26 protein-coding genes are annotated in these 26783 nt (G+C 66.3%); 6 read left to right on the top strand and 20 right to left on the bottom strand.

Annotation, left to right across the window (positions count from 1 at the left end; genetic code table 11):
• Nucleotides 1–272 precede the first annotated feature (272 nt).
• The 5 genes from QUV11_RS13265 to QUV11_RS13245 form a co-directional block, all read right to left on the bottom strand.
• Entirely contained in the window at nucleotides 273–794 is a 522-nt protein-coding gene (locus QUV11_RS13265; protein WP_300883370.1) for a tetratricopeptide repeat protein, read from the bottom strand.
• Nucleotides 795–820: 26 nt separating this feature from the next.
• Entirely contained in the window at nucleotides 821–2047 is a 1227-nt protein-coding gene (locus QUV11_RS13260; RefSeq protein ID WP_300883369.1) for an RsmB/NOP family class I SAM-dependent RNA methyltransferase, read from the bottom strand.
• Nucleotides 2044–2304, bottom strand: coding sequence for a hypothetical protein (locus QUV11_RS13255; protein WP_300883368.1), 261 nt, complete (start codon nucleotides 2302–2304; stop codon nucleotides 2044–2046). The genes QUV11_RS13260 and QUV11_RS13255 overlap by 4 nt, the downstream gene beginning before the upstream one ends.
• A gap of 6 nt (nucleotides 2305–2310) precedes the next feature.
• On the bottom strand, nucleotides 2311–3768 hold the full coding sequence (gene guaB, locus QUV11_RS13250) for an IMP dehydrogenase (RefSeq protein WP_300883367.1): 1458 nt from the start codon (nucleotides 3766–3768) through the stop codon (nucleotides 2311–2313).
• Between the two features lie 65 nt (nucleotides 3769–3833).
• Nucleotides 3834–5312 (bottom strand): M28 family peptidase, encoded by a 1479-nt coding sequence (locus tag QUV11_RS13245; protein ID WP_300883366.1) that lies wholly within the window; start codon nucleotides 5310–5312, stop codon nucleotides 3834–3836.
• Between the two features lie 99 nt (nucleotides 5313–5411).
• Between QUV11_RS13245 and QUV11_RS13240 the strand changes: the two genes are divergently transcribed.
• Nucleotides 5412–5585 carry a hypothetical protein gene (locus QUV11_RS13240; protein ID WP_300883365.1) on the top strand — a complete coding sequence of 58 codons (174 nt, stop codon included), beginning with the start codon at nucleotides 5412–5414 and terminating at the stop codon, nucleotides 5583–5585.
• Between the two features lie 164 nt (nucleotides 5586–5749).
• Here the strand turns inward: QUV11_RS13240 and QUV11_RS13235 are convergent, their stop codons facing one another.
• From QUV11_RS13235 to QUV11_RS13205, 7 genes are all read right to left on the bottom strand, one after another.
• The gene (locus QUV11_RS13235) at nucleotides 5750–6556 is read right to left on the bottom strand and encodes an RNA methyltransferase (protein ID WP_300883364.1); all 807 of its coding nucleotides are present in this window, start codon (nucleotides 6554–6556) and stop codon (nucleotides 5750–5752) included.
• Between the two features lie 19 nt (nucleotides 6557–6575).
• Nucleotides 6576–6848, bottom strand: coding sequence for an HPr family phosphocarrier protein (locus QUV11_RS13230; RefSeq protein ID WP_300883363.1), 273 nt, complete (start codon nucleotides 6846–6848; stop codon nucleotides 6576–6578).
• Nucleotides 6845–7255: a PTS sugar transporter subunit IIA gene (locus QUV11_RS13225; protein ID WP_300883362.1), complete on the bottom strand. Its 411-nt coding sequence runs from the start codon at nucleotides 7253–7255 to the stop codon at nucleotides 6845–6847. The genes QUV11_RS13230 and QUV11_RS13225 overlap by 4 nt, the downstream gene beginning before the upstream one ends.
• Nucleotides 7256–7369: 114 nt before the next feature.
• The gene (gene rapZ, locus QUV11_RS13220; RefSeq protein WP_300883361.1) at nucleotides 7370–8329 is read right to left on the bottom strand and encodes an RNase adapter RapZ; all 960 of its coding nucleotides are present in this window, start codon (nucleotides 8327–8329) and stop codon (nucleotides 7370–7372) included.
• A 49-nt stretch (nucleotides 8330–8378) separates the two neighbouring features.
• Complete coding sequence (locus tag QUV11_RS13215) at nucleotides 8379–8813, bottom strand: HPr kinase/phosphorylase (protein ID WP_300883360.1); 435 nt, start codon at nucleotides 8811–8813, stop codon at nucleotides 8379–8381.
• A 47-nt stretch (nucleotides 8814–8860) separates the two neighbouring features.
• Nucleotides 8861–10471, bottom strand: a complete 1611-nt coding sequence (locus QUV11_RS13210) for an ATP-binding protein (protein ID WP_289619735.1) — start codon at nucleotides 10469–10471, stop codon at nucleotides 8861–8863.
• Entirely contained in the window at nucleotides 10440–11147 is a 708-nt protein-coding gene (locus tag QUV11_RS13205; protein ID WP_289619734.1) for a response regulator transcription factor, read from the bottom strand. The genes QUV11_RS13210 and QUV11_RS13205 overlap by 32 nt, the downstream gene beginning before the upstream one ends.
• A 286-nt stretch (nucleotides 11148–11433) precedes the next feature.
• Here QUV11_RS13205 and QUV11_RS13200 point away from each other — a divergent pair, with 286 nt between their 5' ends.
• Together QUV11_RS13200 and QUV11_RS13195 are read left to right on the top strand one after the other, a co-directional pair.
• A complete protein-coding gene (locus tag QUV11_RS13200) occupies nucleotides 11434–13041 on the top strand; it encodes a phosphoenolpyruvate carboxykinase (RefSeq protein ID WP_300883359.1) in 1608 nt (535 codons plus the stop codon).
• A gap of 189 nt (nucleotides 13042–13230) precedes the next feature.
• Nucleotides 13231–13548, top strand: a complete 318-nt coding sequence (locus tag QUV11_RS13195) for a hypothetical protein (RefSeq protein ID WP_300883358.1) — start codon at nucleotides 13231–13233, stop codon at nucleotides 13546–13548.
• A 27-nt stretch (nucleotides 13549–13575) separates the two neighbouring features.
• Here the strand turns inward: QUV11_RS13195 and QUV11_RS13190 are convergent, their stop codons facing one another.
• The 8 genes from QUV11_RS13190 to QUV11_RS13155 form a co-directional block, all read right to left on the bottom strand.
• Nucleotides 13576–14631 (bottom strand): SDR family oxidoreductase, encoded by a 1056-nt coding sequence (locus QUV11_RS13190; RefSeq protein WP_300883357.1) that lies wholly within the window; start codon nucleotides 14629–14631, stop codon nucleotides 13576–13578.
• 394 nt (nucleotides 14632–15025) lie between these two features.
• Nucleotides 15026–16537 (bottom strand): DNA recombination protein RmuC, encoded by a 1512-nt coding sequence (rmuC, locus tag QUV11_RS13185; RefSeq protein ID WP_300883356.1) that lies wholly within the window; start codon nucleotides 16535–16537, stop codon nucleotides 15026–15028.
• A gap of 325 nt (nucleotides 16538–16862) precedes the next feature.
• Nucleotides 16863–17384 (bottom strand): peptide deformylase, encoded by a 522-nt coding sequence (gene def / locus QUV11_RS13180; RefSeq protein WP_300883355.1) that lies wholly within the window; start codon nucleotides 17382–17384, stop codon nucleotides 16863–16865.
• Between the two features lie 75 nt (nucleotides 17385–17459).
• Nucleotides 17460–17909 (bottom strand): Hpt domain-containing protein, encoded by a 450-nt coding sequence (locus QUV11_RS13175; protein ID WP_300883354.1) that lies wholly within the window; start codon nucleotides 17907–17909, stop codon nucleotides 17460–17462.
• 132 nt (nucleotides 17910–18041) lie between these two features.
• Nucleotides 18042–19448 (bottom strand): ribosome biogenesis GTPase Der, encoded by a 1407-nt coding sequence (der, locus tag QUV11_RS13170; RefSeq protein ID WP_300883353.1) that lies wholly within the window; start codon nucleotides 19446–19448, stop codon nucleotides 18042–18044.
• Nucleotides 19449–19516: 68 nt separating this feature from the next.
• The gene (locus tag QUV11_RS13165) at nucleotides 19517–20842 is read right to left on the bottom strand and encodes a PQQ-like beta-propeller repeat protein (protein WP_300883352.1); all 1326 of its coding nucleotides are present in this window, start codon (nucleotides 20840–20842) and stop codon (nucleotides 19517–19519) included.
• Nucleotides 20843–20906: 64 nt separating this feature from the next.
• Nucleotides 20907–21674: a tetratricopeptide repeat protein gene (locus tag QUV11_RS13160; protein ID WP_300883351.1), complete on the bottom strand. Its 768-nt coding sequence runs from the start codon at nucleotides 21672–21674 to the stop codon at nucleotides 20907–20909.
• Nucleotides 21675–21791: 117 nt separating this feature from the next.
• Complete coding sequence (locus QUV11_RS13155; protein WP_300883350.1) at nucleotides 21792–24698, bottom strand: TonB-dependent receptor; 2907 nt, start codon at nucleotides 24696–24698, stop codon at nucleotides 21792–21794.
• A gap of 293 nt (nucleotides 24699–24991) precedes the next feature.
• Between QUV11_RS13155 and infA the strand changes: the two genes are divergently transcribed.
• From infA to QUV11_RS13140, 3 genes are read left to right on the top strand one after another with little or no spacing between them, the layout of a single operon-like run.
• On the top strand, nucleotides 24992–25210 hold the full coding sequence (infA, locus tag QUV11_RS13150) for a translation initiation factor IF-1 (protein WP_300883349.1): 219 nt from the start codon (nucleotides 24992–24994) through the stop codon (nucleotides 25208–25210).
• A gap of 11 nt (nucleotides 25211–25221) precedes the next feature.
• A complete protein-coding gene (locus QUV11_RS13145) occupies nucleotides 25222–25818 on the top strand; it encodes a nucleoside triphosphate pyrophosphatase (RefSeq protein ID WP_300883348.1) in 597 nt (198 codons plus the stop codon).
• The gene (locus QUV11_RS13140) at nucleotides 25815–26783 is read left to right on the top strand and encodes a ribonuclease E/G (protein WP_300883347.1); all 969 of its coding nucleotides are present in this window, start codon (nucleotides 25815–25817) and stop codon (nucleotides 26781–26783) included. The genes QUV11_RS13145 and QUV11_RS13140 overlap by 4 nt, the downstream gene beginning before the upstream one ends.

The following is a 26783-nucleotide window of genomic DNA, read 5'->3' as shown; positions in this document are numbered from 1 at the left end:
TCACCGCTGCATCAGTGATCGCCGAAGAAGCATCACATTGGAACGGCTGCCCCAAGACGAGCCCACCGCCAGAAATTCCATGGAAACACCATTCGACTTTTGCTCGAAATCCTCCCCTGCAAGGGGAGGTGGCAGGCGTAGCCTGACGGAGGGGTGTCACCCTCTCGCCGACGTGGACACCCCTCCACCACCCGCTGTGCGGGCGGTCCCCCTCCCCTGTCAGGGGAGGATTTCAAGGTGTTGCGAAGGCTGCGGGCCTCAGCCCAACCGGCTCAAGGCTGCTCGGTCACCGGCGCCACCGTGGGCGTGGACGCGACCGCCTCTGCCGACAGCACCGGGCGGGCGGCGGCGGTGTCGATGGCGGTGGTCAGGCGGCCGGCTTCGGTGCAGCCGGTGGTGCACAAAGCTTCGATGCGCACCAGGTTGCGGCGGGCCTTTTCGACCGCGCCGCGCTGGACCATCGCTTCGCCCTGGCCTGCCAATGCGGCGACGTCATTGGGGTCGAGACGGAGCGCCTCGCGGTAGAAGCGGATCGCCTTGCCGGGCAGGTTCTGCGCACTCGCGACCTGCGCCAGCGCGATATAGGCGCTGCGGTTGCCCGGATCGACCGCCAGCGCGGCCTCGTACAGCCCGATCGCCTCGTCGAGATCGCCGGTCTGCTGCACGCGCGAGCCTTCGTCGAGCAGCGCCTGCGACGCGGGATTGACGACATAGCGGATCGGCTGGCCGATGCCGGTGCTCGATACGGTGGCAAGAGCCAGTGACAGCGCGATGGCTGCGGGCGTGAAACGCATGATAGTCTCCCAGGTTGGCCGCAAGGCTAACACGACCGGATCGCCCTTGTGAAGAAAAAGCCATCGGTGCCGTCGTGATGCGGCGTCAGGAGCATTCCGGCGGGCTGGGCGGCGGAATCGTGCGATCCGGCCAGCGCGCCATCGGCCCTAACAGGACGGCCAATGTTCATATGTTCCAAGGATATATGCCAACCGGGCTGGTCCTTCAAGGCGCGTGCGACCTGCCGGGGCCCCTCGTCGGGGAGCAGCGAACACACCGCATAGACCAGAGCCCCGCCGGGCCGCACCAGCCGCATCGCGATGGCGATCAGCCGCGCCTGTTCGGCGACGAGCTTGTCGAGCCGATCAGGCGTCAGCCGCCAGCGAGTCTCGGGGTTGCGCCGCCAGGTGCCCGAGCCGCTGCACGGTGCATCGACCAGCACGACATCGGCCTGGCCCTCGAAGGGCTCGAGGCTGTCCCATTCGCGCTTGGGGTTGAGCAGCACAGTCTCGATGGTGTCGGGTCCGGCCCGCCTGCGGCGCGGTTCCATAGCCGCGAGCCGGTCGCGGCTGGTGTCCGATGCGATGATCCGCGCGGTGGGCAGCATCGCCGAGAGCGCCAGGGTCTTGCCGCCCGCGCCGGCGCACAGATCGATCACTAAGGTGGCATCGGCGCCATCGCACGCCGCGACGATCGCCTGGCTGCCCCAGTCCTGCACGTCGACCGCACCCTGTTGCCACAGGTCGCTGTCCTCGATGGCGGTGCCGTTGGGCAGCCGCGCCGCACGGGGCAGCGCGTCGCTGAATTCGATCTCGGGCCAGTGCGCGGCGAGCGCGGCACGATCAGTGCGGTTGGGAGCGTAGCGCAGGTCGAGCGCGGCGCGGTCGAGCAGCGCGTCCTTCTCCGCGGCGTCGAACAATCCGGGCAGGCGCGCCTCGATCCAGCCGGGGATCACCCCGCCGCTCGCCACCGGTTCAGTCTCGCTGAGCGCCGCAGGGCCATAGCCGCTGCCGTCGAACAACGCGGCTAGCTCTGCATCCTCGCGCGCCAGTGCGGCCATCGCGGCGCGGCCGGTATCGGGGATCTCGCCGAAGCGCCGGACCGCGCGATAGGCAAGCTCGCGCACCGCGCGGCGGTCGCCCGAGCCCATATAGCGCCGATCGCGGAAGAAGTTGCGCGCCAAGGTGTCCGCGCTCGCCCCCTGCCCGCGCGCGGCCTTGAGGATCGCATCGACCAGATCGATCGCCGCCTGGACGCGGGCCGCAGGCGTCATTCGCCGCGCTCGGGCGAAGGTGCGCTGCGTTTCGCGTCGATCTGCGCGAACAGCCGGTCATATTCTGTGGTGTTGGGCACCGGCAGGCAGCGATGCGCCATCGCTCTGCCCGACGCGTCGGCGACCAACTGTGCTGCCGCCTGGTCGCAGTCCGCCTCGCTGGCGAACAGGCTCGCTACCCGCTCGATCTCGAACCCGCCGGGCTGATCGGGCGCGGGCCAGACCAGCATCAGCATATAGGGGATCAGTTCGATCATCGAGCGTCAGCGGGTCGGGTAATTGGGAGCCTCCCGGGTGATGGAGACGTCGTGGACATGGCTTTCGCGCAGGCCGGCATTGGTGATGCGCACGAACTCGGCGTTGCGGCGCAGCGAGTCGATCGTCGGCGATCCGGTATAGCCCATCGCCGCCTTGATCCCGCCGACAAGCTGGTGGACGACATCGCGCGCCGGGCCCTTGAACGGCACCTGGCCCTCGATGCCTTCGGGGACGAGCTTCAACTGGTCCTTGATGTCCTGCTGGAAATAGCGGTCGGCGCTGCCGCGCGCCATCGCGCCGACGCTGCCCATGCCGCGATAGCTCTTGTACGCCCGGCCCTGATACAGGAAGGTTTCGCCCGGCGCCTCTTCGGTGCCCGCGAGCATCGATCCGATCATGATGGTCGAGGCGCCCGCAGCGAGCGCCTTGGCGGCATCGCCCGAGGTGCGCAGGCCGCCATCGCCGATCACCGGAATGCCCGACTTGTCGGCTTCCTCGGCCGATTCCATGATCGCCGAAAGCTGCGGCACGCCGACGCCCGCGACCACGCGGGTGGTGCAGATCGACCCGGGGCCGATTCCGACCTTGATGCCGTCGGCGCCCGCATCGATCAGCGCGCGGGTGGCGCCGGCGGTGGCGACATTGCCCGCGATCACCTGCACCTTGCTCGAATATTTCTTGATCGCCTCGACCGCGACCGCGACCATCTTGGAGTGGCCATGCGCGGTATCGACCACGATGACATCGCATTCGGCATCGATCAGCGCCTTGCTGCGCTCGAAGCCCGCCTCGCCCACGGTGGAGGCGGCAGCGACGCGGAGACGGCCCGCGGCGTCCTTGGTCGCATCGGGGTTCATCACCGCCTTTTCGATGTCCTTGACCGTGATCAGCCCGATGCAGTGATAGTTGCCATCGACCACCAGCAGCTTTTCGATGCGGCGCTGGTGCAGCAGGCGGCGTGCGTCTTCCTGGCCAACATCGGCGGGAACGGTGGCGAGGTTCTCGCTGGTCATCAGCTCGCGCACCGGCTGGTTGGGGTTCTCGGCAAAGCGCACGTCGCGGTTGGTGAGGATGCCGGCGAGCTTGCCCGAGGCTTCGACCACCGGGATGCCCGAGATCGCGTGCAGCCGCATCAGCGCCTGCGCTTCGGCGAGCGGCGCATCGGGGGTGATGGTGATCGGGTTGACCACCATGCCGCTTTCGAAGCGCTTGACCTGGCGCACCGCGGCGATCTGTTCCTCGATCGTCAGGTTGCGGTGGAGCACGCCGATGCCGCCCAATTGCGCCATCACGATCGCCATCCGCGCCTCGGTCACCGTGTCCATCGCCGAGGACAGCACCGGGATGTTCAGCCGGATCGATTTGGTGAGGTATGTCGCGGTATCGGCCTGGCTGGGCACGATTTCGGATGCCGCAGGCCGCAGCAGGACATCATCAAAGGTAAGGCCGAGGGGGATGTCCATGCGGAATGCCACTTTCTTGATCCGAATCTGGTTTCTGGTGGCGGCCCATGTAACCAAGCTGCGCGTCAATCGCCAGTGGCTGCGGGGGTATATTTCGCTTCATCGGCAAAATGTCGCACCAGATCGACGTGCAGATTGGCATCATCCGCCGCTCCGCCCAGCGGCGTGGCATCGGTCAGCTCGTCTTCGGGCTGGTGATAGACCGTGGTGAGGAACGCCTGCAGCAGCGCCATGTCGGCAAACGAGCCGCCCGCCATGATCGATTTGACCCCCTTGGCGGCGAGCGCCCAGCCGTCCTGGCGGCGGATGAAGGCGTTGGCCTCGGTCCCGGTTTCGACCGTGCGCCCGGCCGCGATCGCGATGCTGTCGACGATCTCGTCGAGCCCGGTCTCGCCGCGCCCGACGATCGCGACAGGCGCACCCTTGGGCGCGATCGCCACGGTATCGACATTGAGCGCGACCAGGATCTGGTCGAGCGGCACATTGGGGTTGTCCGCGAAATGATACGCGCCCAGCAGCCCGCGCTCCTCGGCGGTGGTGCCCATGAAATAGACATCGCGGTCGAGCGGCGCACCCATCTCAGCACTGCGTGCCAGCCGTTCGGCGATGGTCAGCAGCACCGCCATGCCGCTGGCGTTGTCGACCGCGCCGTTGCAGATCCGGTCCTCGGCCTCCTCGCTGCGGCAGATGCCGAAATGGTCCCAATGCCCCAGCAGCAGGATCGCGCCCGATCCGGGCCTGGCACCCGGCAGCTTGGCGATGACGTTGTGGCTGTCGAACGCGCGCACGCTGGTGGTCGCGGCGAGGTCGAGCGTCACCGGCAGGCTGACCGGCGCAAAGCCGGGCTCACCCGCCTGGCGCATCGCCGCGGCCGGTGACAGCCCGGCGGGCCTGAGTAGCGCCTTGAGCGCATCGGCGCGCAACAGCCCGCTGATCGGCGGCGCGGCATCGTCGCTCGCCCGCCGCATCGACCCGCTGCCCAGGGCAGAGCGCACGGCGCCCCAGGACATGCCATCGGGCGCGGTCAGCAGCACGGCGGCCGCGCCTGCCTCGGCGAGCAGTTTCTCGCGCTCGCGCCGGCTGGGCAATTTGGCGGCGCCTTCGAACTTCGGCTCGGCCGACAGCATGATGACGATGCGCCCGGCGACATCGGCGTTGAGCGTGCCGTCCGCCGCGACGCCGTAGCCGACGAACAAAGGTTCGCCGCGCGCCTGGCCCTGCGTATCCTTGCTCGCAAGGATCACGGCGTCGCTGTCGATCCGGATCGTCCGGCTGCCGCGCATCGCGCTAAAGCGGTGCGCATAAGGCTTGCGCTCGACCAAAGGCACCGGCTGGAACCAGGGCGTGGCCGCGTCATTGGTGCCCGAGACCAGCCCGTAGGACGCCCAGGTCTTGGCGAGATAATCGAGCGTCTTGGTCTCGCCCGAGGTACCCGGCGCGCGGCCCTCGAAATCGTCGCTGGCCAGGATCGCGATATGGGTGCGCACCTCGGATTCGCTGATCGGCGCGGGCTTGTCCTGCGCGGCGGCGGCGAGAGGTGACACAGCGGCCGCCAGGGCCAGAACGGAGAGGGCGCAACGCCGAAAGCAAGTGATCATGCCATCGTCATGGCGCAAAGCGCGGCGCTGGTGCAAGAGGGAACCATGCCCAGCACCCGCCTCAGCATCTGCCAGCGCAAGCGCCAGTATGCGAGCGAAGCAGAGGCCGTCGCTGCGGCGCTGGCGGCAGACGTCGAACTGCGCCCTTATGCCTGCGATCGCTGCGGGCGGTATCACCTGACCAGCCGGCTGAAGGGGAAGAGGCGGTTGCGGGGATGAAGCCCTCTCTCCTTCAGGGGAGAGGGTTGGGAGGGGGGGGCGTCGTGCAACCTCGCGATTGCCACAGGCCCTCTCAACTCCGGCTAGCCAGCACGCTGGCAAGCCTGCGTATCTCTCCCCTGAGCCGCAGGCGAGCGAAGCTCAACGGGAGAGAGCCGCCGCCCTCACCCCTGCTGTGCCAGCACCTCGTACGCCATCACAGCACCGGCCACCGCGGCGTTGAGGCTGTCGGCCTTGCCCAGCATCGGGATCTTGACCAGCAGGTCGCACTCGGCCTCGTACGCCTCGGGGAGCCCCTGCGCCTCGTTGCCGATCAGCAGGAAGGTGGGGCGGGCATAGGCCGCGCCGCGATAGTCGTGGGTGGTGTTGAGGCTGGTGCCGACCAGCTGCCCGGGGCCAGCGCGCAGCCAGGGCAGGAACTCGTCCCAGCCGGCCTGCGCCAGCGGCACGGTGAACACCGCGCCCATGCTGGCGCGCACCGCCTCGACCGAGAACGGATCGACGCACTGGTCGACCAGGATCAGCCCGCCCGCCCCCACCGCGTCGCAGGTGCGCAGCATGGTGCCGAGGTTGCCGGGATCGCGCATCGCCTGCGCCACCAGCCAGATGGCCGAGCGCGAGCGGTCGAGATGATCAAGCGCAGTCGGCAGGTCGGCGAACACGCCCAGCACGGTCTGCGGATTGTCCTTGCCCGAGATCTTGGACAGGATGTCGGTGGTGGTCTCGTAGATCGTCCCGCCGGCGTCGCTCACCGCGCGTTCGAGCGCGTCGACCAGAGGGTGCGGGTCGCGGTGCTGGCCCAGCCACAGGGCTTCGGGCACGATCCCCGCCTCGCGCGCCTCGGTCAGCAGCCTGAGGCCCTCGGCGAGGAAGCGGCCCTCGCGCTTGCGGTGCTTCTTCTCGCGCAAGCTGCGCGCCGCCTTGACCGCGGGGTTGGAAAAGCCGGTGATGATGAGCCGATCGGTGGTCATGGCAAAACGGACGGGACGGTCAGTCCTCGCCGAAACCGTCCATCACCAGCCCGACGAGCTTCTTGAGCGCGGCGTCGGCGCCTTCGCCCTCGACGCTGATGGTGATGCTGTCGCCGCGTGCTGCGCCGAGCATCATCAGCCCCATGATCGAGCTGCCGGTGACGACATTGTCATCCTTGCTGACATGCACCGTGACCGTTTCGGGCAGCCGCGCGACCGCGGTGACGAACTTGGCGCTGGCGCGGGCGTGGAGCCCCCTTGCGTTGGTGATCGTCACCGTTTGCGTGTTCATTGCGCGCTTTCCTGCCCCAGAAGGTCGGAGGCCACGCTGATGTATTTCTGCCCGGCCTCGCGCGCCGCGGCGACCGCGTCGCGCACGTTCATCGATCGGCGCGCGCCTTCCAGCCGGATCAGCATCGGCAGGTTGACGCCCGCGATCACCTCGACCCTGCCCGCATCGAGCAGCGAGATCGCCAGGTTCGAGGGCGTGCCGCCGAACAGGTCGGTGAGCACGATGACCCCCTGCCCGCTGTCCACCTTGGCGATGGCGCCTGCGATATCCGCACGGCGCTGCTCCATGTCATCGTTGGGTCCGATGGCGATGGTTTCGATGTTCTGCTGTTTGCCGACCACATGTTCCATCGCGACCAGAAACTCCTGCGCGAGCCGTCCATGGGTGACGAGAATAAGACCAATCATAGGGGATGCTTGTACCAATGTGCCTGTATCTGAGCCAAGTTGTTTGGTTCTTGAAGATGTCTCGGTCTGACCCTGCGCCGAATTCCTGAACTCTCCTCGCCCTCTTTGCCGCCATCAAACGGGCGGCTGCACGGGGCTACCTTCTATGGCATCGACGGGTCTTGACGTCAGGTTGCGATGCTGGACAGTGGGACAAAAGCCCGCTGCTTGCAAGCGTTTGGTTATCTCCTCGGCGACGAACACCGAGCGGTGTCTCCCCCCGGTACACCCGATCGCGATATGGACATAGGCCTTGGCGCCGGCCTGATAGCGCGGCAGCAGAAAGGTCAGCAGATCGACGATTCGGTCGACAGCCCCCTGATAGGCGGTGTCCTTCATCACGAACTCCCCCACCGGCGCATCCAGCCCGGTCATTTCGCGCAGGGAGCGGTCCCAGTGGGGATTGCGCAGGAAGCGCATGTCGAACACCAGATCGGCGCTGGGCGGCATTCCGCGCGCAAAGCCGAAGCTGGTGACGATGATGCTGGTGGGCGATTGCTCGAGCGCGAAACGGCGGCGGATTTCCTGCTGCAGGTCGGACATCGGCATGTCGGTGGTGTCGATGACGTTTTCCGACCAGCGGCGCAGCGGCTGCAGCCACTCGCGCTCCTCGGCGATCCCCGCTTCTGCCGAACGGTCCTGCGCCATCGGGTGCCGGCGCCGGGTCTCGGCATAGCGGCGCTGCAGTTCGCGGCCCGCACAATCGAGGAACAGGGTGCTCACAGCATAATCGGGATGCTTTTCCAGATCGCGCACCTGCCGCACGATCGATGCGGGGTCGAACCCTCGGGTGCGCGTGTCGAAGCCGATCGCCAGCGGACGGCCCATCTCGTGCCGTCCCACCGATTGCGGCGTGTCCATCAACAGCGGCAGCAGCCGGATCGGGAAATTGTCGATCGCCTCCCAGCCTAGGTCTTCCAGCGTCTTGAGCGCGGTGGTCTTGCCCGCGCCCGACAGGCCGGTGACCAGCATCACCCGCTGGGGGGAAGCACGCTCTGCGGCCCCTGCGGCCGCATCATTTGTGGAACCGGTCATAACGCCACCCCTGGCGCGGCACGCAACGCGCCGCAACTCTGCGCCAGGCCTAGCCTTTCAGGCCATAGGCTTGCAACGCCATTTCGGCCTTGATCGCCAGCACCGCACTGTCGGGGGTCAGCAGAATCTGCGGGATGGCGATGCCCAGGATCCCCCGACGCTCGCATTGCTCGATCCAGCGCGGCGCGGCGCGGTTGAGCTCGATCAGCAGCGCCACCGGGCAGTCCGGCCCGGGCGGCATCGGCATCAACCCCAGATTGCGCATCTCGATCTGCCCGGCGATGTTCGGCGCGGGCGATGCCACCAGCCGTTCGCCCTCGCAGCGCAACGCCACCTGGTCGTCGCTGATCAGCTGCGCGCCGCGATCGATCAGCGCCAGCGCCAGCTCGGATTTGCCGATCCCCGACGCACCGGAGATCAGCACGGCGGCCCCGCCGATGCTGACACAGCTCGCCGGATAGATGCACTGTCCTGCCGGGTGCATGGCCCCTCCCCCCTCGTGGCTCCGTTCGCTGCGTCCCTTGGCGGACGTCAGGCGGGTGATATCGGCAGCCCGGCCGGATCCATCCCCGGCAGCCGAATTTCGAAACACGCGCCGGTCATTCCGTCATCGCGGTCATCGACGCTGATCGCGCCATGATGCCCTTCGATGATCGTCCGCGCAATCGCCAGGCCCAGTCCGCTGTGCTGGCCGAAGGCCTCGCCCTCGGGCCGGGCGCTGTGGAAGCGGCGGAAGATTTCCTCGCGCTCGCTGGGTTCCACCCCCGGGCCCTCGTCGATCACCCGCACCAGCACCCGCGCCTGCTCCTCGGTGCGGACCTGCGTCGCCTCGATCCGCACCAGCCCGCCCGGCAGCGAGAACGACACCGCATTGTCGAGCAGGTTCGAGATCACGCGCTCGAGCCGCGTCCCTTCGCCCATCACCACCGCGACCCCGCGCCGGGGCCGGGCAAAGACGATCTCGCGCCCCTGGTTAAGGCCGCGTGTGCGGCGCAGTTCGAGCAGATTCTCGATCATCTCGCCCAGATCGATCGGCTCGAATCGGGTGCGGGTGAGCTGCGCATCGACCCGCGAGGCTTCGGAAATGTCGGTGATCAGCCGGTCGAGCCGGCGCACATCGCTGCACGCGATATCGAACAGCTGCGCGCGCAAACCCTCGTCCTTGACGCTGCCCAGCCCCTCGAGCGCCGATCGCAACGAGGCGAGCGGGTTCTTGAGCTCATGGCTGACATCGGCGGCAAAGGCTTCGGTGGCGTCGATCTTCTGCCGCAGCGCCAGGCTCATGTCGGACAGCGAGCGCGCCAGCAGGCCGATCTCGTCGCCGCGCGAGGGCAATCGCGGCACCACCACCTCGCGCGCGCGGCCGAGCCGCACCCGCACCGCAGCGCTCGCCAGCCGCCGCAGCGGCTGGACGATGGTCCTCGCCAGGAACAGCGAAAACAGGATCGAGACCAACGCCGTGGTCAGCACGATAAGCGCGAGATTGTAGCGCTCCTCGCGCACGATCCGGGTGATGTCTCGGGCGTTGTAGCTGGTGAACAGCACGCCTGAACCCTGTGGCAGCGCGATCGCGGCGCTGATCATCGGGGTGCGATCGGCAGCATAGCGCATCCGCGCATGCGCACGCTGGCTGCCGCGTGCGGCGACTGCCTCGGCCCAGTTGGTCAGCCGGTCGGGCTGCCGCTCGACGAACCTGTCGACGCGCTGGGCATCGACCAGCCAGTCGAAGCCCTGATCGAGCAGCCGCGCCGCATGGCGCTGCCAGGGTTCATCATCGGGATTGCGCAGTTCATAGGTCGGCGCAGCCAGCTGGAAACTGTCGAGCTGCAGCGCGCCGCTCTCGGCATACAGCCTGACCCGCGAGCCATAGCGCGCGCCGACTGCGGTCATCATCGCGACCCGGTCGGGACCATCCAGCCGCTCCAGCGCGTGGGCCAGCAGCCAGATGCTCTGCTGCTCCTGTTCGAGCCGCTCCTGGATGATCTGTTCGCGATAGCTGTCGAGATACAAAAGCCCCCCGCCGAGCATCGCGATCGCGAAGATATTGACCGCCAGAATCCGCCATGTCAGCGAAACCCGCCGCGTCCAGCCCATCGGCTGCGCGAGCGGGTTACTCGCCCGAGAAACGGTAGCCGGCGCCATACAGGGTATCGATTGCGGAAAATTCGGAGTCGACTTCGCGGAACTTGCGCCGCAGCCGTTTGATATGGCTGTCGATGGTGCGGTCATCGACATAGACGTCGTCCTGATAGGCCGCATCCATCAGCTGGTTGCGGCTCTTGACCACGCCGGGCCGCGCCGCCAGCGCCTCGAGGATCAGGAATTCGGTGACGGTCAGCGTCACGCGCCTGCCGTCCCAGCTCACCATGTGCCGCGCCGGATCGATTTCCAGCCGCCCGCGCACAATGGGGTCTGCCACAGGCTCGTCGCTCACCGCATCGGGCGTGCGCATCAGCTCCGAGCGGCGCAGGATCGCCTTGATCCGCGCGATCAGCAGCCGCTGCGAAAACGGCTTGGAGATATAGTCGTCCGCGCCCATCGCCAGGCCCAGCGCCTCGTCGAGCTCCTCGTCCTTGGATGTCAGGAAGATCACCGGAACCGCGCTGTGCTCGCGCACCCGGCGCAGCAGCTCCAGCCCGTCCATGCGCGGCATCTTGATATCGAACAGGCACAGATCCGGCGGCGTTTCGACGATCGCCTTCAGCGCGGTCTCGCCGTCCGAATACAGGCGCGTGACAAAGCCTTCCGCTTGCAGCGCAATCGATACAGATGTCAGAATGTTGCGGTCGTCATCGACCAGCGCAATCACTGCTGCCATGCCAGGGATGGAACCTCCTCGATCAACCTGCCTGCCGGTCGCATATCGCAGCGTCAGGGACAACCGCTTTGTGCAACCGGCTGCAATGCTGCACACGCGAGCGGCTTGCTCGCGATTCGGTCACCCATGTTATGACACCGGTAGCAGCTATTGACAGACCTGCGACCAGTGGTCTTGGACGGTTGCAGTCTACAGATGATCAACGCGAGTCGCCTCGTATCGAGAGAGGCTGGTGCCCGGGCGCAAGCCCAGCCATCGGCGACCGCGACATGGGAGAATATGACCAGTGGCTAACACATCCAAAGTTTCGCTTGCCGATCAGGGCTTTACCGCAACCGACAACCAGAAATGGAACCTCGGCACCGAGGCGCTGGTCGAAGAGGCCCTGCGCAATGGCGAGGGTTCGCTGGCCGCTGGCGGCGCGCTGGTGGTAGCGACCGGCAAGCACACCGGCCGCAGCGCGACGGACAAGTTCATCGTGCGAGATGCCGAGACCGAAAACTCGGTGTGGTGGGGCAAGACCAATGTCGCGATGACGCCTGAGCACTTCGCCGCGCTCAAGGAAGATTTCCTCGCGTTCCTTGGCACCAAGCCGCAGCTTTACGTGCAGGACCTGTTCGGCGGATCGCAGCCCGAGTACCGCGTCAACGTTCGCGTGATCAACGAGTTCGCCTGGCACAGCCAGTTCATCCGCACGCTGCTGGTGCGCCCGACGGCTGAACAGCTTGCCGGTTTCGCGCCCGAATACACCATCATCGACCTGCCGAGCTTCCGCGCCGATCCGGCGAAGCACGGCACGCGCAGCGAAACCGTGATCGCGGTCAATCTCACCGAAAAGCTGATCCTGATCGGCGGCACGGCCTATGCCGGCGAAATGAAGAAGTCGGTGTTCGGCATCCTCAACTACCTGCTGCCCACCAAGGGCGTGATGCCGATGCACTGCTCGGCCAACATCAGCCCCGAGGGCGAAACCGCGGTGTTCTTCGGCCTGTCGGGTACCGGCAAGACGACGCTGAGCGCCGATGCCAGCCGCACGCTGATCGGCGATGACGAGCATGGCTGGTCGGACACCGCGGTGTTCAACTTCGAGGGCGGCTGCTACGCCAAGATGATCAATCTCTCGCCCGAGGCCGAGCCCGAGATCTATGCCACGACCCAGCGGTTCGGCACCGTGCTCGAAAACGTGGTGATGGACCCCGAGACCCGCCAGCTCGATTTCGCCGACAACACGCTGGCCGAAAACAGCCGCGGTTCGTATCCGATCGACTTCATCCCCAACGCGTCGGCGGACAATCTGGGCCCCGTCCCCAAGACCATCATCTTCCTCACCGCCGATGCCTATGGCGTGCTGCCCCCGATCGCGCGGCTGACCGCCGAGCAGGCGATGTACCACTTCCTCTCGGGCTATACCGCCCGCGTTGCGGGCACCGAGATCGGCGTGACCGAACCTTCGGCGACCTTCTCGACCTGCTTTGGCGCCCCGTTCATGCCGCGCCACCCGTCGGTCTATGGCAACCTGCTGAAAGAGCGCATCGCCAAGGGCAACGTCACCTGCTGGCTGGTCAACACCGGCTGGACCGGCGGCAAGTACGGCGTCGGCAACCGCATGCCGATCAAGGCGACCCGCGCGCTGCTCAACGCCGCACTCGACGGCAGCCTGGGCAACACCGAGTTCCGCACCGACCCGAACTTCGGCTTCGAGGTTCCGGTGAGCGTTCCCGGCGTCGACAGCGCAATCCTGGATCCGCGCGGCACCTGGGCGGACAAGGCGGATTACGACGCCACCGCGCAGAAGCTGGTCGGCCAGTTCATCGACAACTTCGCGCAGTTCGAAGACCATGTCGACGAAGCGGTCCGCGCCGCCGCCCCGCAGCGCCAGACCGTCGCCGCCTGACCCGACCACAACCGGTTCACAGCATCATCGGCCGTTCGCCCACCCGGCGAGCGGCCGTTTTGCGTTTGGAGCGCGGCGATTTTACCAGATGTTGGGCCGTTGACGGGGTGAAACCCATGGCGAACCGCCGTCGCCGATGTTAACCTCGCCACGTTCTTCGGCATTCGCGCGAGACAGGAGCAGGCACCAATGGATTTCCTCAACAACATCGTCGGCCAACTGGGCGGCACCGACAAGATCGCAGCGCTCGCCCGCCAAGTGGGCCTGAGCGAAGCACAGGTGCAATCGGCGATGGCCGCGTTGGGCCAGGCCGCCCCCCAGCCCGGCGACACCGTCACCACCGCCGCGCAATCGACCGGACTGCCGATGGACAAGCTCAACGATCTGCTGGCGCAGGTCGGCGGTGAGGACGCGCTGAAGAAGGTCACCGGCTTTCTCGACCGCGACGGCGACGGCAACCCGATGAACGACATCATGGGCTTCGCGAAGAAGTTCACCGGCAAATGACCTGACCCGCGCGCCTGCCGCGCGCCGTCAGGGGATGATGCGCTCGGCCCGCAGCTGCTCGAACAGCGCAAAGAACGCATCGTCGGTCGGCTGATAGGCGGCAAAGCCCATCCGCCGGCTCTTCGACACATCGGTGACCACCTCGATCGGGCGGCCCAGATCCGCATCGGTGTGCCAGGGCGACGCCAGCCGCGCGAGATCGGGTTCAACCAATTGCTCGCGCTCGGCGATCTGCCGCCACACAGCGCTATCATCGGCCATCTGCTGCGCCAGCGGGCGCTCGGTGCCGTCGAAGGGTGCGGCTTGCAGCCCGAACCATTCGGCGATCCGACCCCACATCCATTCCCAGCGGAAGATATCGCCGTTGACGATATTGAACGCCTGGTCGTGCGCTGCCGGGGTTTCGGTGGCCCATAACAGCTGCTGCGCGAGCTGGCCGGCGTCGGTCATGTCGGTCAGGCTGCGCCATTGCGCTGCCGAGCCGGGAAAGGTGAACGGCCGCCCGGTCTCGCGGCACAAGGTCGCATAAACCGCCAACGTCGTGCCCATGTTCATCGCATTGCCCAGCGCCTTGCCGATCACGGTATGCGGGCGGTGGACGCTCCAGCTGAAGCCGTCGCGCTCGGCGGCCGCGAACAGCTCGTCCTCCTGCGCATAATAGAAGTTCTCGATATCGAGCCGCCCCTGTTCCTCGCGAAACGGCGTCTGTGGCAGCGAGCCTTTGCCATAGGCCTCGAACGGGCCGAGATAGTGCTTGAGCCCGGTGACCAACGCGACATGCCGCGGCCCCTTCGGCAAACCGGCGAGAAGATTGCGCACCATCGCCGCGTTCACCCGGATGTTCTCGGCCTCGGTCTCCTGCCGGAGCCAGGTGGTGATATACACCGCGTCTGGATTGATGTCAGCGAGCGCCGCTGCCGTGCCCTTAGCGTCGAGCAGATCGGCAGACACCGGGATGACCCCCGGCTGCTCGGTGCCGCTGCGCGCGAGCCCGTAGACGGTCCAACCCTGCTCGACCAGAAGCGCCGCAATCGCGCTGCCGCCGATCCCGGTGACGCCTGCCACCAAAGCTGTCTTGCTCATCACGAAATTCCTTAGCGGGTGTGGGGGGATCGAAAAGCGTCAACGCCCCGCGCGCCGCTTGGCTCCGCCGCATCGTGCGTGGCGGGCTAGCCCTTGATCGCGAAAATCCTCCCCGAGCTCGTCTCGGGGAGGGGGACCGCCGACCACAGGTCGGTGGTGGAGGGGAAGCGGGATGGCACTACGATCGATGGACAGCACGATCCCGCATCCCCTCCACCCCCCGCTACGCGGGCGGTCCCCCTCCCCCAGCAAGCTGGGGGAGGATTTGGATTGCATCGCCCTCATTATTCGTCACCCCGGGCTTGACCCGGGGCGCAGGGTCGAACGCGTGAACGATCCCGCTCTGGGTCCCGGATCAAGTCCGGGATGACGGTGGAGGCTCGCGCTGGCGCAGTTACTCGGCTGCGTCCTTCATTTCCTCAACCGCATCGGCCAGCGCGGTATCGCCATATCTTGGCAGCGCCTCGATTTCGGCGATCGGTTCGAGTTCGCGCTTGCCGGTCTCGATGTTGAGCTTCTCGAACTTGCGGCCGGTGACCATCAGGCGGCCCTCGAAGCTGTTGGCGAAGCCGTTATAAGCGGACACCGCCTTGCCCAGATTGGCGCCGACCTTCTTGAGGTCCTCGGCCGCCTTGGCGAGGCGCTCGTGCATTTCCTTGCCCAGATCGGCGATCTCGCGCGCGTTCTTGGCGAGCGCTTCCTGCTGCCAGACGCTCGAGACGGTGCGCGCGATCGCCACCAGGTTAGTCGGCGTCGCGATCAGCACCTTGCGCGAGAAGGCGAAGTCCCACAGCGTCGAATCATGGTCGAGCGCGGCGGACAGGAAATGCTCTCCAGGCACGAACATGATGACGTAGTCGGGCGCGTCGCCGAACTGGGTCTGGTACGCCTTGCCGCCGAGCAGATTGACGTGGTTCTTCATCGACTGGCAGTGCCGCGCCATGCTGGTCGACTTGGCGAGATCGTCCCCCGCCTCGAACGCGTCCTGGTAATCGTTGAGCGAAACCTTGGCATCGACGATCAGCGAGCGGCCGCCGGGAATGCGGATCACGGCATCGGGGCGCATCCGCACGCCGTCATCGGTCTCGATGCTGACCTCCATCAGGAAGTCGGTGTGCTCGGCCAGACCGCAGTTTTCGAGCACGTTGCGCAGCTGCTGCTCACCCCAGCGCCCGCGCGCCTTGGGGGCGTTGCGCAAGCTGTTGACCAGCCGCGCGGTCTCGTCGCGCACCTGTTGCTGCCCGCTGCGCATCTGGTCCATCAGCCCCTTGAGGTCGCCATAGGCCTCGGTGCGCGACTGCTCGATCTTGTCGACCTGCTCGCGATACTCCTTGAGCCGCTCGCCCACCGGCGCGAGCAACGTCTTGATCTTTTCCTCGTGCCGCTCTTCGGACTGAATGAAGCGCTGGTCGGCGCGCTCGAGAAACGCCTTCTGCGCCTCGCCGAGCAATTTGTTGCCGACCTCGCCGAACTGCTGGGTCAATTGCTCGCGCGCCTCGACCAGCTGGCGGACCTGCTTTTCGTGGTTGGCGGCGTCGGCCTTCATCGCCGCAAGTTCGCGCGCAGCCGCAGCGTGGTCGGCGCGCAGCGTGTCGAGCCGGACGGCGAGATCATCAGCCTGGCGCGCGCGCTCGGCGGCAGCGGCAAGCTGGCCCGAAAGTGCGGCGTTATCGGTCCGCACAGCCTCGAGCCGCAGCAACAGGTCGTCGGCGAGCTTGGCGCGCTCGCTCGCGCCCGCCAGATCGCGGATCGCGGCGTTGAACTGATCCTGCAGGTCCTTGAGCGCAGCCTGTGCCCCTTCGCGCGCGGTGCGCGCCTCGGCGACCGGCTTGCCGCCCAGCCACCAGCCGATGGCAAGACCAATGACCAGGGCGATAACGATAAAGACGGCGACCACGGGGTCCATGCTGGTACTTTCCGATCTGGAATGTGAGAACGAAAAGCGAACTTAAAGCGCAGGCAGTGGCTTGGCAATGGGGCAACGCCTTCGCGCTGGGGACAACTGCCGACCCCATCTGCGCTCCCCCGCGAAGGCGGGGTTCACCTCCGGATGGTGCATCTGGTCGCGACGTCAGGAGATGGGCCCCTGCCTTCGCAGGGGACCGGTAGGCTCAAATCCCCGTCATTCCCGCGAAAGCGGGAATCCCGCTTTGGCGAGGCTCGGCGCAGAAGCGGGACCCCCGCCTGCGCGGGGGTGACGATTTAATTCAATCTGTGAAAACGCAGGCCGCTCAAGCCGCCTTGCGCAGCTTCTCGAGCTTCTTCAGCACCATCTGGCGCTTGAGGCGCGAAAGGTGGTCGATGAACAGCACGCCTTCGAGGTGGTCCATCTCATGCTGCAGGCAGGTTGCCATCAGGCCGTCCATCGGCTCTTCATGGACCTTGCCGTCGAGGTCCTGCCAACGCGCGCGGATCGTCGAGGGGCGCTCGACCTCGGCATACTGGTCGGGCACCGAAAGGCAGCCCTCGTTGTAGAGCGTATGCTCGTCCGATGGATCGAGGATTTCGGGGTTGATGAACACCTGCGGAGTGCGCACCGGCTCGCCATCCTCGCCCTCGTGCTGCAGGTCGATCACCAGCACGCGCTTGGGCACGCCGATCTGGATCGCGGCCAGGCCGATGCCCGGCGCGTCGTACATCGTCTCGAACATGTCCGCGACGAGTGTGCGCAGATCGTCGTCGAACGTCTCCACACGGGTGGAAACGGTCTTCAACCGCGGATCGGGCACTTCAAGGATGGGACGGATAGCCATGCCGCCCAGATATGACTGCAAGGCGGTCCGGTCAAGATACCGGTGCGGTGGAATGCACGGTGGACCGCGTCCGGGTCAGCCGCGCCCGAAGCTGCGCTGGGTGCCCATGACGGCACCGGCAGTGGCGCTGCGGCGGCCGAAGCTGCGCCGCTCGACCAGCGGATTGGCCTCTTTCTCCAACGCCGCCAGCGACTGTTGGAACATATCGCGCAGGCCGACGATATCCTCGAGCAGCTCGTCGGGCTCCTGCTGGGTCTCGACGCAGTGCCGCGCGGTCGTCTCGATCTTCTCAGCCAGCATGGCCAGCTGCTCGGCACCGAACTGCCACGATTCGCCCTTCAGCGTATGCGCGGGCAGCACCAGCTTCGCCGCGCTCCGCTCACGCATCGCGGCTTCGATCGTATCGACCGACTTGGTACCGTCTTCGCGAAAATAGCCCAGGATCCGGACAAAATCGGTCCCCAGCGTGGCCCGCGTGTCGGCGAAGGTCGACCAGTTGATCAACGGTGCCTCCAGATAGGACATGATGCAATCTCCCGGCGTGCCCCAAAGCACTCAGGGTTCAAATTACGCCCGCAATGGTAAACGAAGTCTTGCACCGCAAGAGAAGCGGATGAAATATTCCGCGTAATACAGCCATTTTGAAGCGGTTTGTGCCTAATCCTTGGCAAACGGGTTCTTGGGCGCACGATACGTCAGCCGCACCGGCACCGCACCGAAGTCGAGATCGCGCCGCAGACTGTTGATCAGGTAGCGCGAATAGCTTTCGGGCAATTCTTCGACCCGCGTTCCGAAAATGATGAAACCCGGCGGGCGCACCTTGGCCTGGGTGATGTAGCGCAGCTTGATCCGCTTGCCGCCGGGCGCGGGCGGCGGATTGGTCTCGACCGCCATTTCGAACCAGCGGTTGAGCTTGCCGGTGGACACACGGCGCGACCATGCGGTGCGGGTTTCGAACGCCACCTTGAGCAGCACATCGATGCCCTTGCCGGTAATGCCCGATATGGTGAGCACCGGAACGCCCTTGAGCTGCGCCAGCCCCTCGTCGAGCGCGGCCTTGATGCCGTTGAACAGGCTCGAGGCGTCCTCGGCGACATCCCATTTGTTGATCGCGATGATCAGCGCGCGGCCTTCCTTGATGACGTTGTCCGCGATCTTGAGCTCCTGCAGCTCGAGCCCCCGGGTCGCATCGAGCAGCAGCACGACGACCTCGGCATAGTCGATCGCACGCTTGGCATCGGCGACCGAGAGCTTTTCGAGCTTGTCGACCACCTTGGCCTTTTTGCGCATCCCGGCGGTGTCGATCAGCCGCACCGGACGCGAGGGCGCGCCGTCGGCAGGGTTCCAGGACCAGTCGATCGCGATCGAATCGCGGGTAATGCCCGCCTCCGGTCCGGTGATCAGGCGGTCCTCGCCCAGGATGGTGTTGATCAGCGTGGATTTGCCCGCATTGGGGCGCCCGACGATGGCGAGCTGCAGCGGTGCGGCCTCGAGTGCGCTTTCGTCGACCGATTCGGCATCGAGGTTGACCGCCGGCATCTGGGTGTCGTCGCCATTGCCCTCGTCCCAGTCCTCGATCAGCGGGCGCAATTCGTCGAACAGCTCGGCCAGGCCCACCCCGTGCTCGGCGCTGAACGCGATCGGTTCGCCCAGCCCCAACGAATAGGCTTCCATCAGGCCCGGCTCGGCGGCGCGGCCCTCGGCCTTGTTGCCCATCAGGATGATCGGGGTGCGGGTGGTGCGCAGCCAGCGCGCGATTTCCTCGTCGAGCGGGGTGATCCCGGCGCGCGCATCGAACACGAACAGCGCCGCGCGCGCCGTGGCGACGGCCTGCTCGGTCTGCTTGCGCATCCGGCCCGGAAGCGTTTCGGGGTCCTCGTCCTCATAGCCTGCGGTGTCGACGATCTGGAAGTGCAGGCCGAGCAGCTCCGCCTTGCCCAGCCGTCGGTCGCGCGTGACGCCGGGCTGGTCGTCGACCAGCGCCAGCTTCTTGCCGACCAGACGGTTGAACAGGGTGGACTTGCCGACATTGGGCCGGCCGATGATGACGATTTCAGGTAACATGGCCTGCCCTTATCGCGGAAGAGGGACTTTGTCTCCCCCCGCGATTGAGAAGCGTGGCTTAGCGACGATCAGCGCCAGGCGGTGATCGTGCCGCTGTCATCCAGGATGTACATCGTGTTGTCCGCGATGATCGGTGGCAGCGAGACCTTTTCCTTGAGGTCGTCTATCAGGGTCAGGGTGCCGTCGGCGGGATTGATCGTGCCCACTTCGCCAAGCGTGTTGACCGTGAACAATCGGCCACCGGCCAGAACCGGGCCATTCCAGTAAACCTGGCCTTCCTTCTTCTTTTCCTTGCGATACTGCTGCAGCTGGGTCGACCAGCGCACCTTGCCGGTCGCGCGCGCGATGCACAAAATGCGGGCATCGTCGGTCAGCACGAACAGCCATTCGCCCGCGATCACCGGGGTCGAAATGCCTGCGATGTTGAGTTCCCAGATGCGCTGGCCGGTGACCAGCTCATACGCGGCCATGCGGCCGCCCTCGCCCACCGCATAGACCCGGCCGCGATCGATGATCGGGTCGGCATCGATATCGGTCAGCGACGATACCGAGGTCGAAATGCTGGTGCGCGCAAGCGCGTCGGACCACAGGTTGCGGCCGTTTTCGTAGCGATAGGCGATCAGCTCGCCGCTCGAGAAGCCGGCGACCACGGTGCCCTGCCCGGCAGCCGGTGCCGCCACGCCGAACACACCGGCCTGGCCGAGGGATCCGCCCTGGTTCCAGTTGATTGCGCCATCGACCTGGTTGAGCGAGACGACCTGGTTGTCCTGTGTCATCACATAGACCGCGCCGAACGCCAAGGTCGGTGCACCACGCAAGGGGCCGGCAGGCTTTACCCGCCAGACCTGCGTACCATCGGCCGCATTGAGCGCGGCAACCTCGCCCACGCCGTTGGTGGCATAAACACGGGTTGCATCGGCACTGACGCCCCCGCCAAAGACCGAGCCCGAGCCGTCATCGCGCGCCTCGAGCGCGACCTGCCACACCTTGGCACCGTTCGCGGTGTCGAACGCGTGGACCATGCCGTTGGTATCGACCGCATACAGCCTGCCGCCGTAGACCACGGGCGCTGCCGCCAACCGCACGCGCAGGCTGGAGCCGGCGATCCTGGCCGACCAGGCGCGAGTCAGCGTGTCGCCGATGGTGACGTGCCCGATCGCCTTGGTGGCGCTGCCGCCAGGCTGGTTCCAGTTGGGGTTGGCGACGGCCGCGGGCAGAATCACCGAAACCCCGGCCAGATCCTTGTCGACCGAAGCGCCGCTTTCAGCGCGGGTGAGAATGGAGGTCCGGTTGCCCACGGTGGGCGTGGTGGGCTTGTCCTTGCCGCCCAATACGCCGCAGCCTGCGACCGTAGCCGACAGCGCGAGAATCATCGCCCATTTTGCGTTTTGCATTGCCAGTCCAGCTCCCGAATCTTCAAAAGTGCATCATCAACGGTAGCGACCCGCACACAATAATCTATTGGCCCGCCGCCTGAGGGCCCAGACCCGCCGCTGTGACGGGTTCCGCAACGCCCTGCGCCTTGCTGGGATCGCTGACCGCGTCAACGCCCATGACGCCTGCCAACTGACGGCTACGTGAACGAATGGTCTCGGGCACCTGCTTGTCATCGGCCAGTTGCAGGAAAAGCGGTCCGGCAAGCTCGGGCTTGTTCATCCGCATGTGCGCGATCGCGACCATTTCGCCCGCGCTGCCAAACCACGGATTGCCCGGCACTGCCAGCGGCTTGAGCCGTGCGATGACATCGGCAGGCTTGAGGCTGTCATATTCGGCTGCGGTCTGGCGGATCAGCGCCAGATTGCGCAACGGCTGCGGCAGGCTGTCATCGCCAGCGACCTTGGCAAAGGTCGCAGCAGCAGCCTTGGGGTTGTCCTGTTCCTGGGCAATCGCGCCGGCGAGCAGCTGCGACACCGCGCGATAGCCCGGCTGATCGGCGGTTTCGAGCGGCTTGAGCGCATTGGCGGCGCCGGCCAGATTGTTGTTGCGCACCGCGTCGAGCGCGTTGGTCAGTTCCTCGCCGCGCTCGCCCGCAGCCTGTGCCTGGGAAGAACGATAATAGAACCACCCGCCCAATGCGAGCAGCAGGGCGACAACGCCGACGAGGATGAGCTTGCCGTAATTCTGGACGATCCCGGCCATCTGGTCCTGCCGCAGGGCGTCGTCGACTTCGCGCATGAACATGTTGTCGCGCGCGGCATCTGCGTCCTTGTTAGGTGTCAGCGCCAATTGGGACTCCTCGGAATCATTCTACACTGCCGAAAGGCGTCTGCCCCGGCTCAAGGTCGCGTCTTTACCCGCCGCAAATCGCAAAAGCCATGGCAAATTTGGCGTCAACCCTCCGGGTCAGAAGCGCTTGCGGAAGCTCAACGAGACGACGCGGCCCAGCGGATCGATGAAGCCGGGCTGAAAGCGCAGCGGCACGGTGCCATCCTGCGTGGTCACCCGCTGCTGCGCGTTGAAGATGTTGTCGATCGAGAACCGCAGCCGCGAACCTGCGAGGAACGGCACAGCCTCGGTCAGCGCGGGCTTGTTGTCGAAGTTGACGAAGGTGCGCACGCCGAAGGTCGCGATGTCGTTGAAGCGCAGATCGGTCGCGCCCACTGCCGTGCCGCCATCGACGCGCGATCCGCTTTGATAGTTGCCGTTGAACCGCAGGCCCACGCCGTTGAGGAACAGTCCGCCTTCCATCTCCACGCCGTGGCGCGGAACGCCACCATTTGCGCCGATCGCCGATCCGCCGAGCAGGTCGAGGTCGGCAAGACCCGGGCGAATCCGGATGGTCTCGGCAAAGCGCACGGTGTGATAGACCGAGATGTTCCAGCGACCGCCACGGCCGCCCGGGCCGAACCCGCCGGGAGGTCCGCCACGCGGAGGACCGCCCGCAGCGCGACCGGCACCTGCGCCCGGACCGCGCCCGGCGCCCTCGCCCCGTGGCGCACCATCGGCGCGCGGAGCCCCGTCTGCTGGCCGAGCACCGTCTGCTGGCGGAGCACCGTCTGCCGGCGGAGTGCCTTGCGGGGCTGACCCCGTCTCGCCCTCGCCGCGCGGCGGGCCACCGGCGCCGCCCCGGCCACCGCCGCCGCGATCATCGCCGCCGATCCGTTTGGAGAAGTTGATGCCATAGCGCACGCGGTCGCTGGTCACCCGGTCATAGTTGATCGCGCGCTGATCGATGGCGAGCAGCGTGCCATCGGTGTCGCGGATGATGCGGTCGGGAAATGCCGCCTCGATCTCGGGGGTGAGGATCGGGAACGACGATGTCGTGCCATAGCTGCGGTTGCGGATGAACTCGGCGAGGAAATCCAGCCCCTCGACGAAAGGCGGACGATAGTTGATCGAGACCTTGACGTCGCGCCGTTCCTCGGGCGTCAGCAGCGGGTTGCCGCCGGTGATGATAGTCGCAAGCACGGTCTCGTTGCGGGCCAGATCGAAGGTGCTGATATTGGGGGTGACGATGCGCGGATCGCCGAGCTGGCTGATCCCCGGGGCAGCCTCTTCGGCGATCAACGAGGCCTGGATGGTCAGCGTGTCGGTGGGCGACCAGTTGAGGCCATAGCCGAAGCTGAGCAGGCCGCCGGCATCGCTCAGCTGGCGATAGCCCAGATTGCCGTTGACCGAGAGCTTGCCGAACCAGTCGCTCATGTAATCGTCGACCAGCGGCACATCGATGTTGGCCGAGACATTCGCCTCGCTGCGTGTGAGCGAGGTGCTGCCCTGCCCTGCCAGCCGGCTGTCGGTCGAATCCTGCAATCGCCGGGCAAAGCCGCCGACCAGGGTCATGCTGACCGGACCTGCGGGCAGATCCGTCAGCGTGCCGTTTACCGTGAGCTGCGAGTTGAACAGCTGGTTGCGGCTGAGCGCCGAGTCGCTGATCAGTCCAGGCAGCAGCGAGCCCAATGTGCCGGTGAAGGGATTGATCGCGCCGCTGGGGGCCGAGATCGCCGCCTGCAGCCCCGTCACATCGGCAGTGCGATCGATAATCGTCAGCGTGTCGACGCGGGTGTAGTCGCCGGTCAGGGCCCATTTCCAGCTGGCGGGCAGCACGCCATTGGCGTTGAACCCCAGCGAATAGGTGTCGCTGTCGACCGTGCGGGTGATTGCGCGCGGATCACCAAAGGCAGTGAGCAAGGCGACATCGCGGCTGAACGGTGAAAACGGGTTGGTCGAGGGTACCGTCAGCGTCGCGGTGTTGAGCCCAAGCAGAGAGGTGGCGAAATCATTGGTGTAGGTGGCGTTGACCTGGACATTGGTGTCCGTCCCCAGGTTACGGATATAGGTCGCGTTGGCCTGGATGCGGTCCGAATTGGGAATGAGCGTGCGGAATTCGCCCAGGTCGGTGGTGTTGGGGCCGCCCGTGAACGCCGACAGCGCGGGCGCGCCGGTAATCCCCTGCGGCACGCCGACCAGCGCCAGCGGACGGCCGGCAAGGCCGCTCAGCGCCGGATCGATTTCAGCCCCCGAGCCAAACGGCGAGGCGCCGATATTGCCGCCCAAGGCAAACGGCGCGCTGCTGCCGGGTTGAACGATGCCGCGTTCGCTTTCCCGAAGGGCGGTTGCGGTTTCATATTCGACATCGAGGATCAGCCGCGTGTTCTTGCCGATCTTGGTGAATGTCGCCTCGACCTCTTTGGTGCCGTAACCACCCTGCGTCGCCAGCCCGCCCTCGAGTTCGGCAGCGAGGCTTTGATAGTTATCGACCAGGATGAAGTTGATGACGCGCTGGTCCGGGCGGAAGCCATAGCGCAGCGCCAGTTCCTCGGGGTACACCTCGACCTTCTGGATCGCCTCGGGGGGAAGGTCGCGGATCGCGCGGAAGCCCGAGACGCGCTGGCCGTTGAGCAACACCACCGGGCCGCCGCTGCCACGGCCGCGGGCGCTTCCGGTCTGCGGCGCGATCTGCTCGAGCAGTTCGGCGATCGAGGAGGCGCCATAGCTTGCTATGTCGGTCGCGTTCAGTTCGGCTACTGGCGGCACATCGGTGCGGATCGATCCGCGCAACTGCTCTGCCCGCACCACGATGGTGTTGCCGTCGTCATCAGGCTGGGTATCGTCGGGCGTCGTGGGATCGGGTTGCGCCTGTGCAGAATCAGCCGCCGTTCCTGTCGCGGCCCGGGCGGCTTCGTCGCCAACCAGCGAGGCGGCGACCGCCGCCGGACTTGCTGCCAGCGACAGCGCGGTGGCGAGGGACAGGCCGAGCGCAGGACGCACGAAAGGCATGGGGGTGACAGGGGGTCGCAGCGAAAACATCATGGGAGATACGGCTCTTTTTATCTATCGGACGCCGGGGGAGAGGCGCGATGGGGAATTTATTTGTTGCAGCGCAATATGATGGAGCGCCGAGCCTTAGCCAGTGCTGAATTGTAACAAATATTCGCGCAACGACAGATCAGGTGCGACAGACGGCATGAACTCCCGTCTTTTCTTTTGCACGGTTTGTCTGTAAGGCGCGCTCACCTTTGCGCAGGGCATTCCCCGGAACAGCGGCGCATAACGACGATGCAAAGGCTGCATCTTCGTCACCAGAACCACATTGCAGGGGCCGAATGGCAAAAGAAGAACTTCTCGAAATGCGCGGCCAGGTGGTCGAACTGCTTCCCAATGCCATGTTCCGCGTGAAGCTGGAAAACGATCACGAAATCCTCGGCCACACCGCCGGCAAGATGCGCAAGAACCGCATCCGCGTGCTGGTGGGCGATGAAGTTCTGGTCGAACTGACGCCTTACGATCTGAGCAAGGGCCGGATTACCTACCGATTCAAATGAGCATGGCGGCCATGCCCCCGCTCATTCTTGCATCGGCCAGTCCGCGCCGCCAGCAGTTGCTGGCCCGGATCGGCGTGACCGCCGATGCCATCGTCCCCGCCGATATCGACGAGACCCCGCTCAAGACCGAACTGCCGCGCGTCTACGCCCGGCGCATGGCGGCGCAGAAGGCCGCGGTCGTGGTCGCACAGCAGCCCGACGCTGCGGTGCTGTCTGGCGATACCGTGGTCGCGGTCGGCCGCCGTATCCTGCCCAAGGCCGAGAGTGAAGCCGAGGCGCGGATGTGTCTCGATCTGGTTTCGGGCCGCCGTCACATGGTGCTGTCGGCGGTGACGCTGATGCTGCCGGGTGGCCGCAGCCTGCACCGCTTGTCCGAAAGCACCGTCATCTTCAAACGTCTGCACGCCGACGAGATCGACGCGTATATCGCCAGCGGCGAATGGCTGGGCAAGGCGGGCGGCTATGCCATCCAGGGCAGCGCCGAGGCGCTGATCCGCACCATGGCAGGAAGCTATAGCGGCATCATGGGCCTTCCACTTTACGAGACCCGCAGCATGCTGGTCACCGCCGGCCTGCTCGCCCCCGCAAGATTGAACCCCGCATCATGACCCACTGGATCTACGAAGACGGCATCGGCGAAGAGCGCGCCGCGCTGATCGAGCATGGCCGCATTGTCGAGGCACGAATCCAGCGCAGTGACATGCCGCTCGGCTGCGGCGCGGTGGTCGAGGGACGGCTGCTGGCCAAAAGCGCGGGTGGTCACCGCGCCCGCGTCGCGCTGGCCGATGGCAGCGAGGCGATGCTGCAGCCGGTGCCGAAGGAGCTGAGCGAAGGCAAGACGCTGCGCGCCGAGGTGCTGCGCGAAGTGCTGTTCGAACCCGGAACCGCGCGGCACAAGCCCGCCCGGTTGCGCGCGGTAACCAACGCGACGCCGCTCACCCCCGGCCCCACATTGCTCGAGCGAATCACCGCCGATGGCCACGAGATCACGCGGACATCCGCGCACGGGCCCGACCTGCTCGCCCAGGCCGGCTGGCACGACATTCTGGCCGAAGCCGAAACCGGTCAGATCGACTTCACCGGCGGATCGCTGACCCTGTCACCCACCCCTGCGATGATGGTGATCGACGTCGATGGCGACATCGCCCCGCGCGCGCTCGGGCTGGCGGCTGCGACCCAGGCCGCGCTCGCGATCCGTCGCCACGGCATCGGCGGCGGCGTGGTGATCGATTTCCCGACGCTCGCCGACAAGGCTGACCGCAACGCGGTCGCCAATTATTTCGATGCTGCGATGACGCTCCCCTGCGAGCGCACCGCGATTAACGGCTTCGGCTTGATGCAGATCGTGCTCAAGCGCACCCGCCCCTCGCTGATCGAACTGCACGCCGCCGACCCGGTCCGCTGGCACCTGCTGGCGGCACTGCGCAGCGCCGAACGCGATGGCGGCACCGGAACGCTGACGCTGACATTATCGCCGCCCGAATCGCTGGCGCTGGCGCGCGAATGGTCGCTGGTGCATGGCCTGGAGCAGCGCACCGGACGCCCGGTTGCGGTCGCGCCCGTCGCCGCCTAA

The organism is Blastomonas sp. (genome assembly GCF_030373265.1).
In the GTDB taxonomy this organism is placed as follows: Bacteria; Pseudomonadota; Alphaproteobacteria; order Sphingomonadales; family Sphingomonadaceae; genus Blastomonas.
This window is presented reverse-complemented; position numbering and strand designations above follow the sequence as displayed.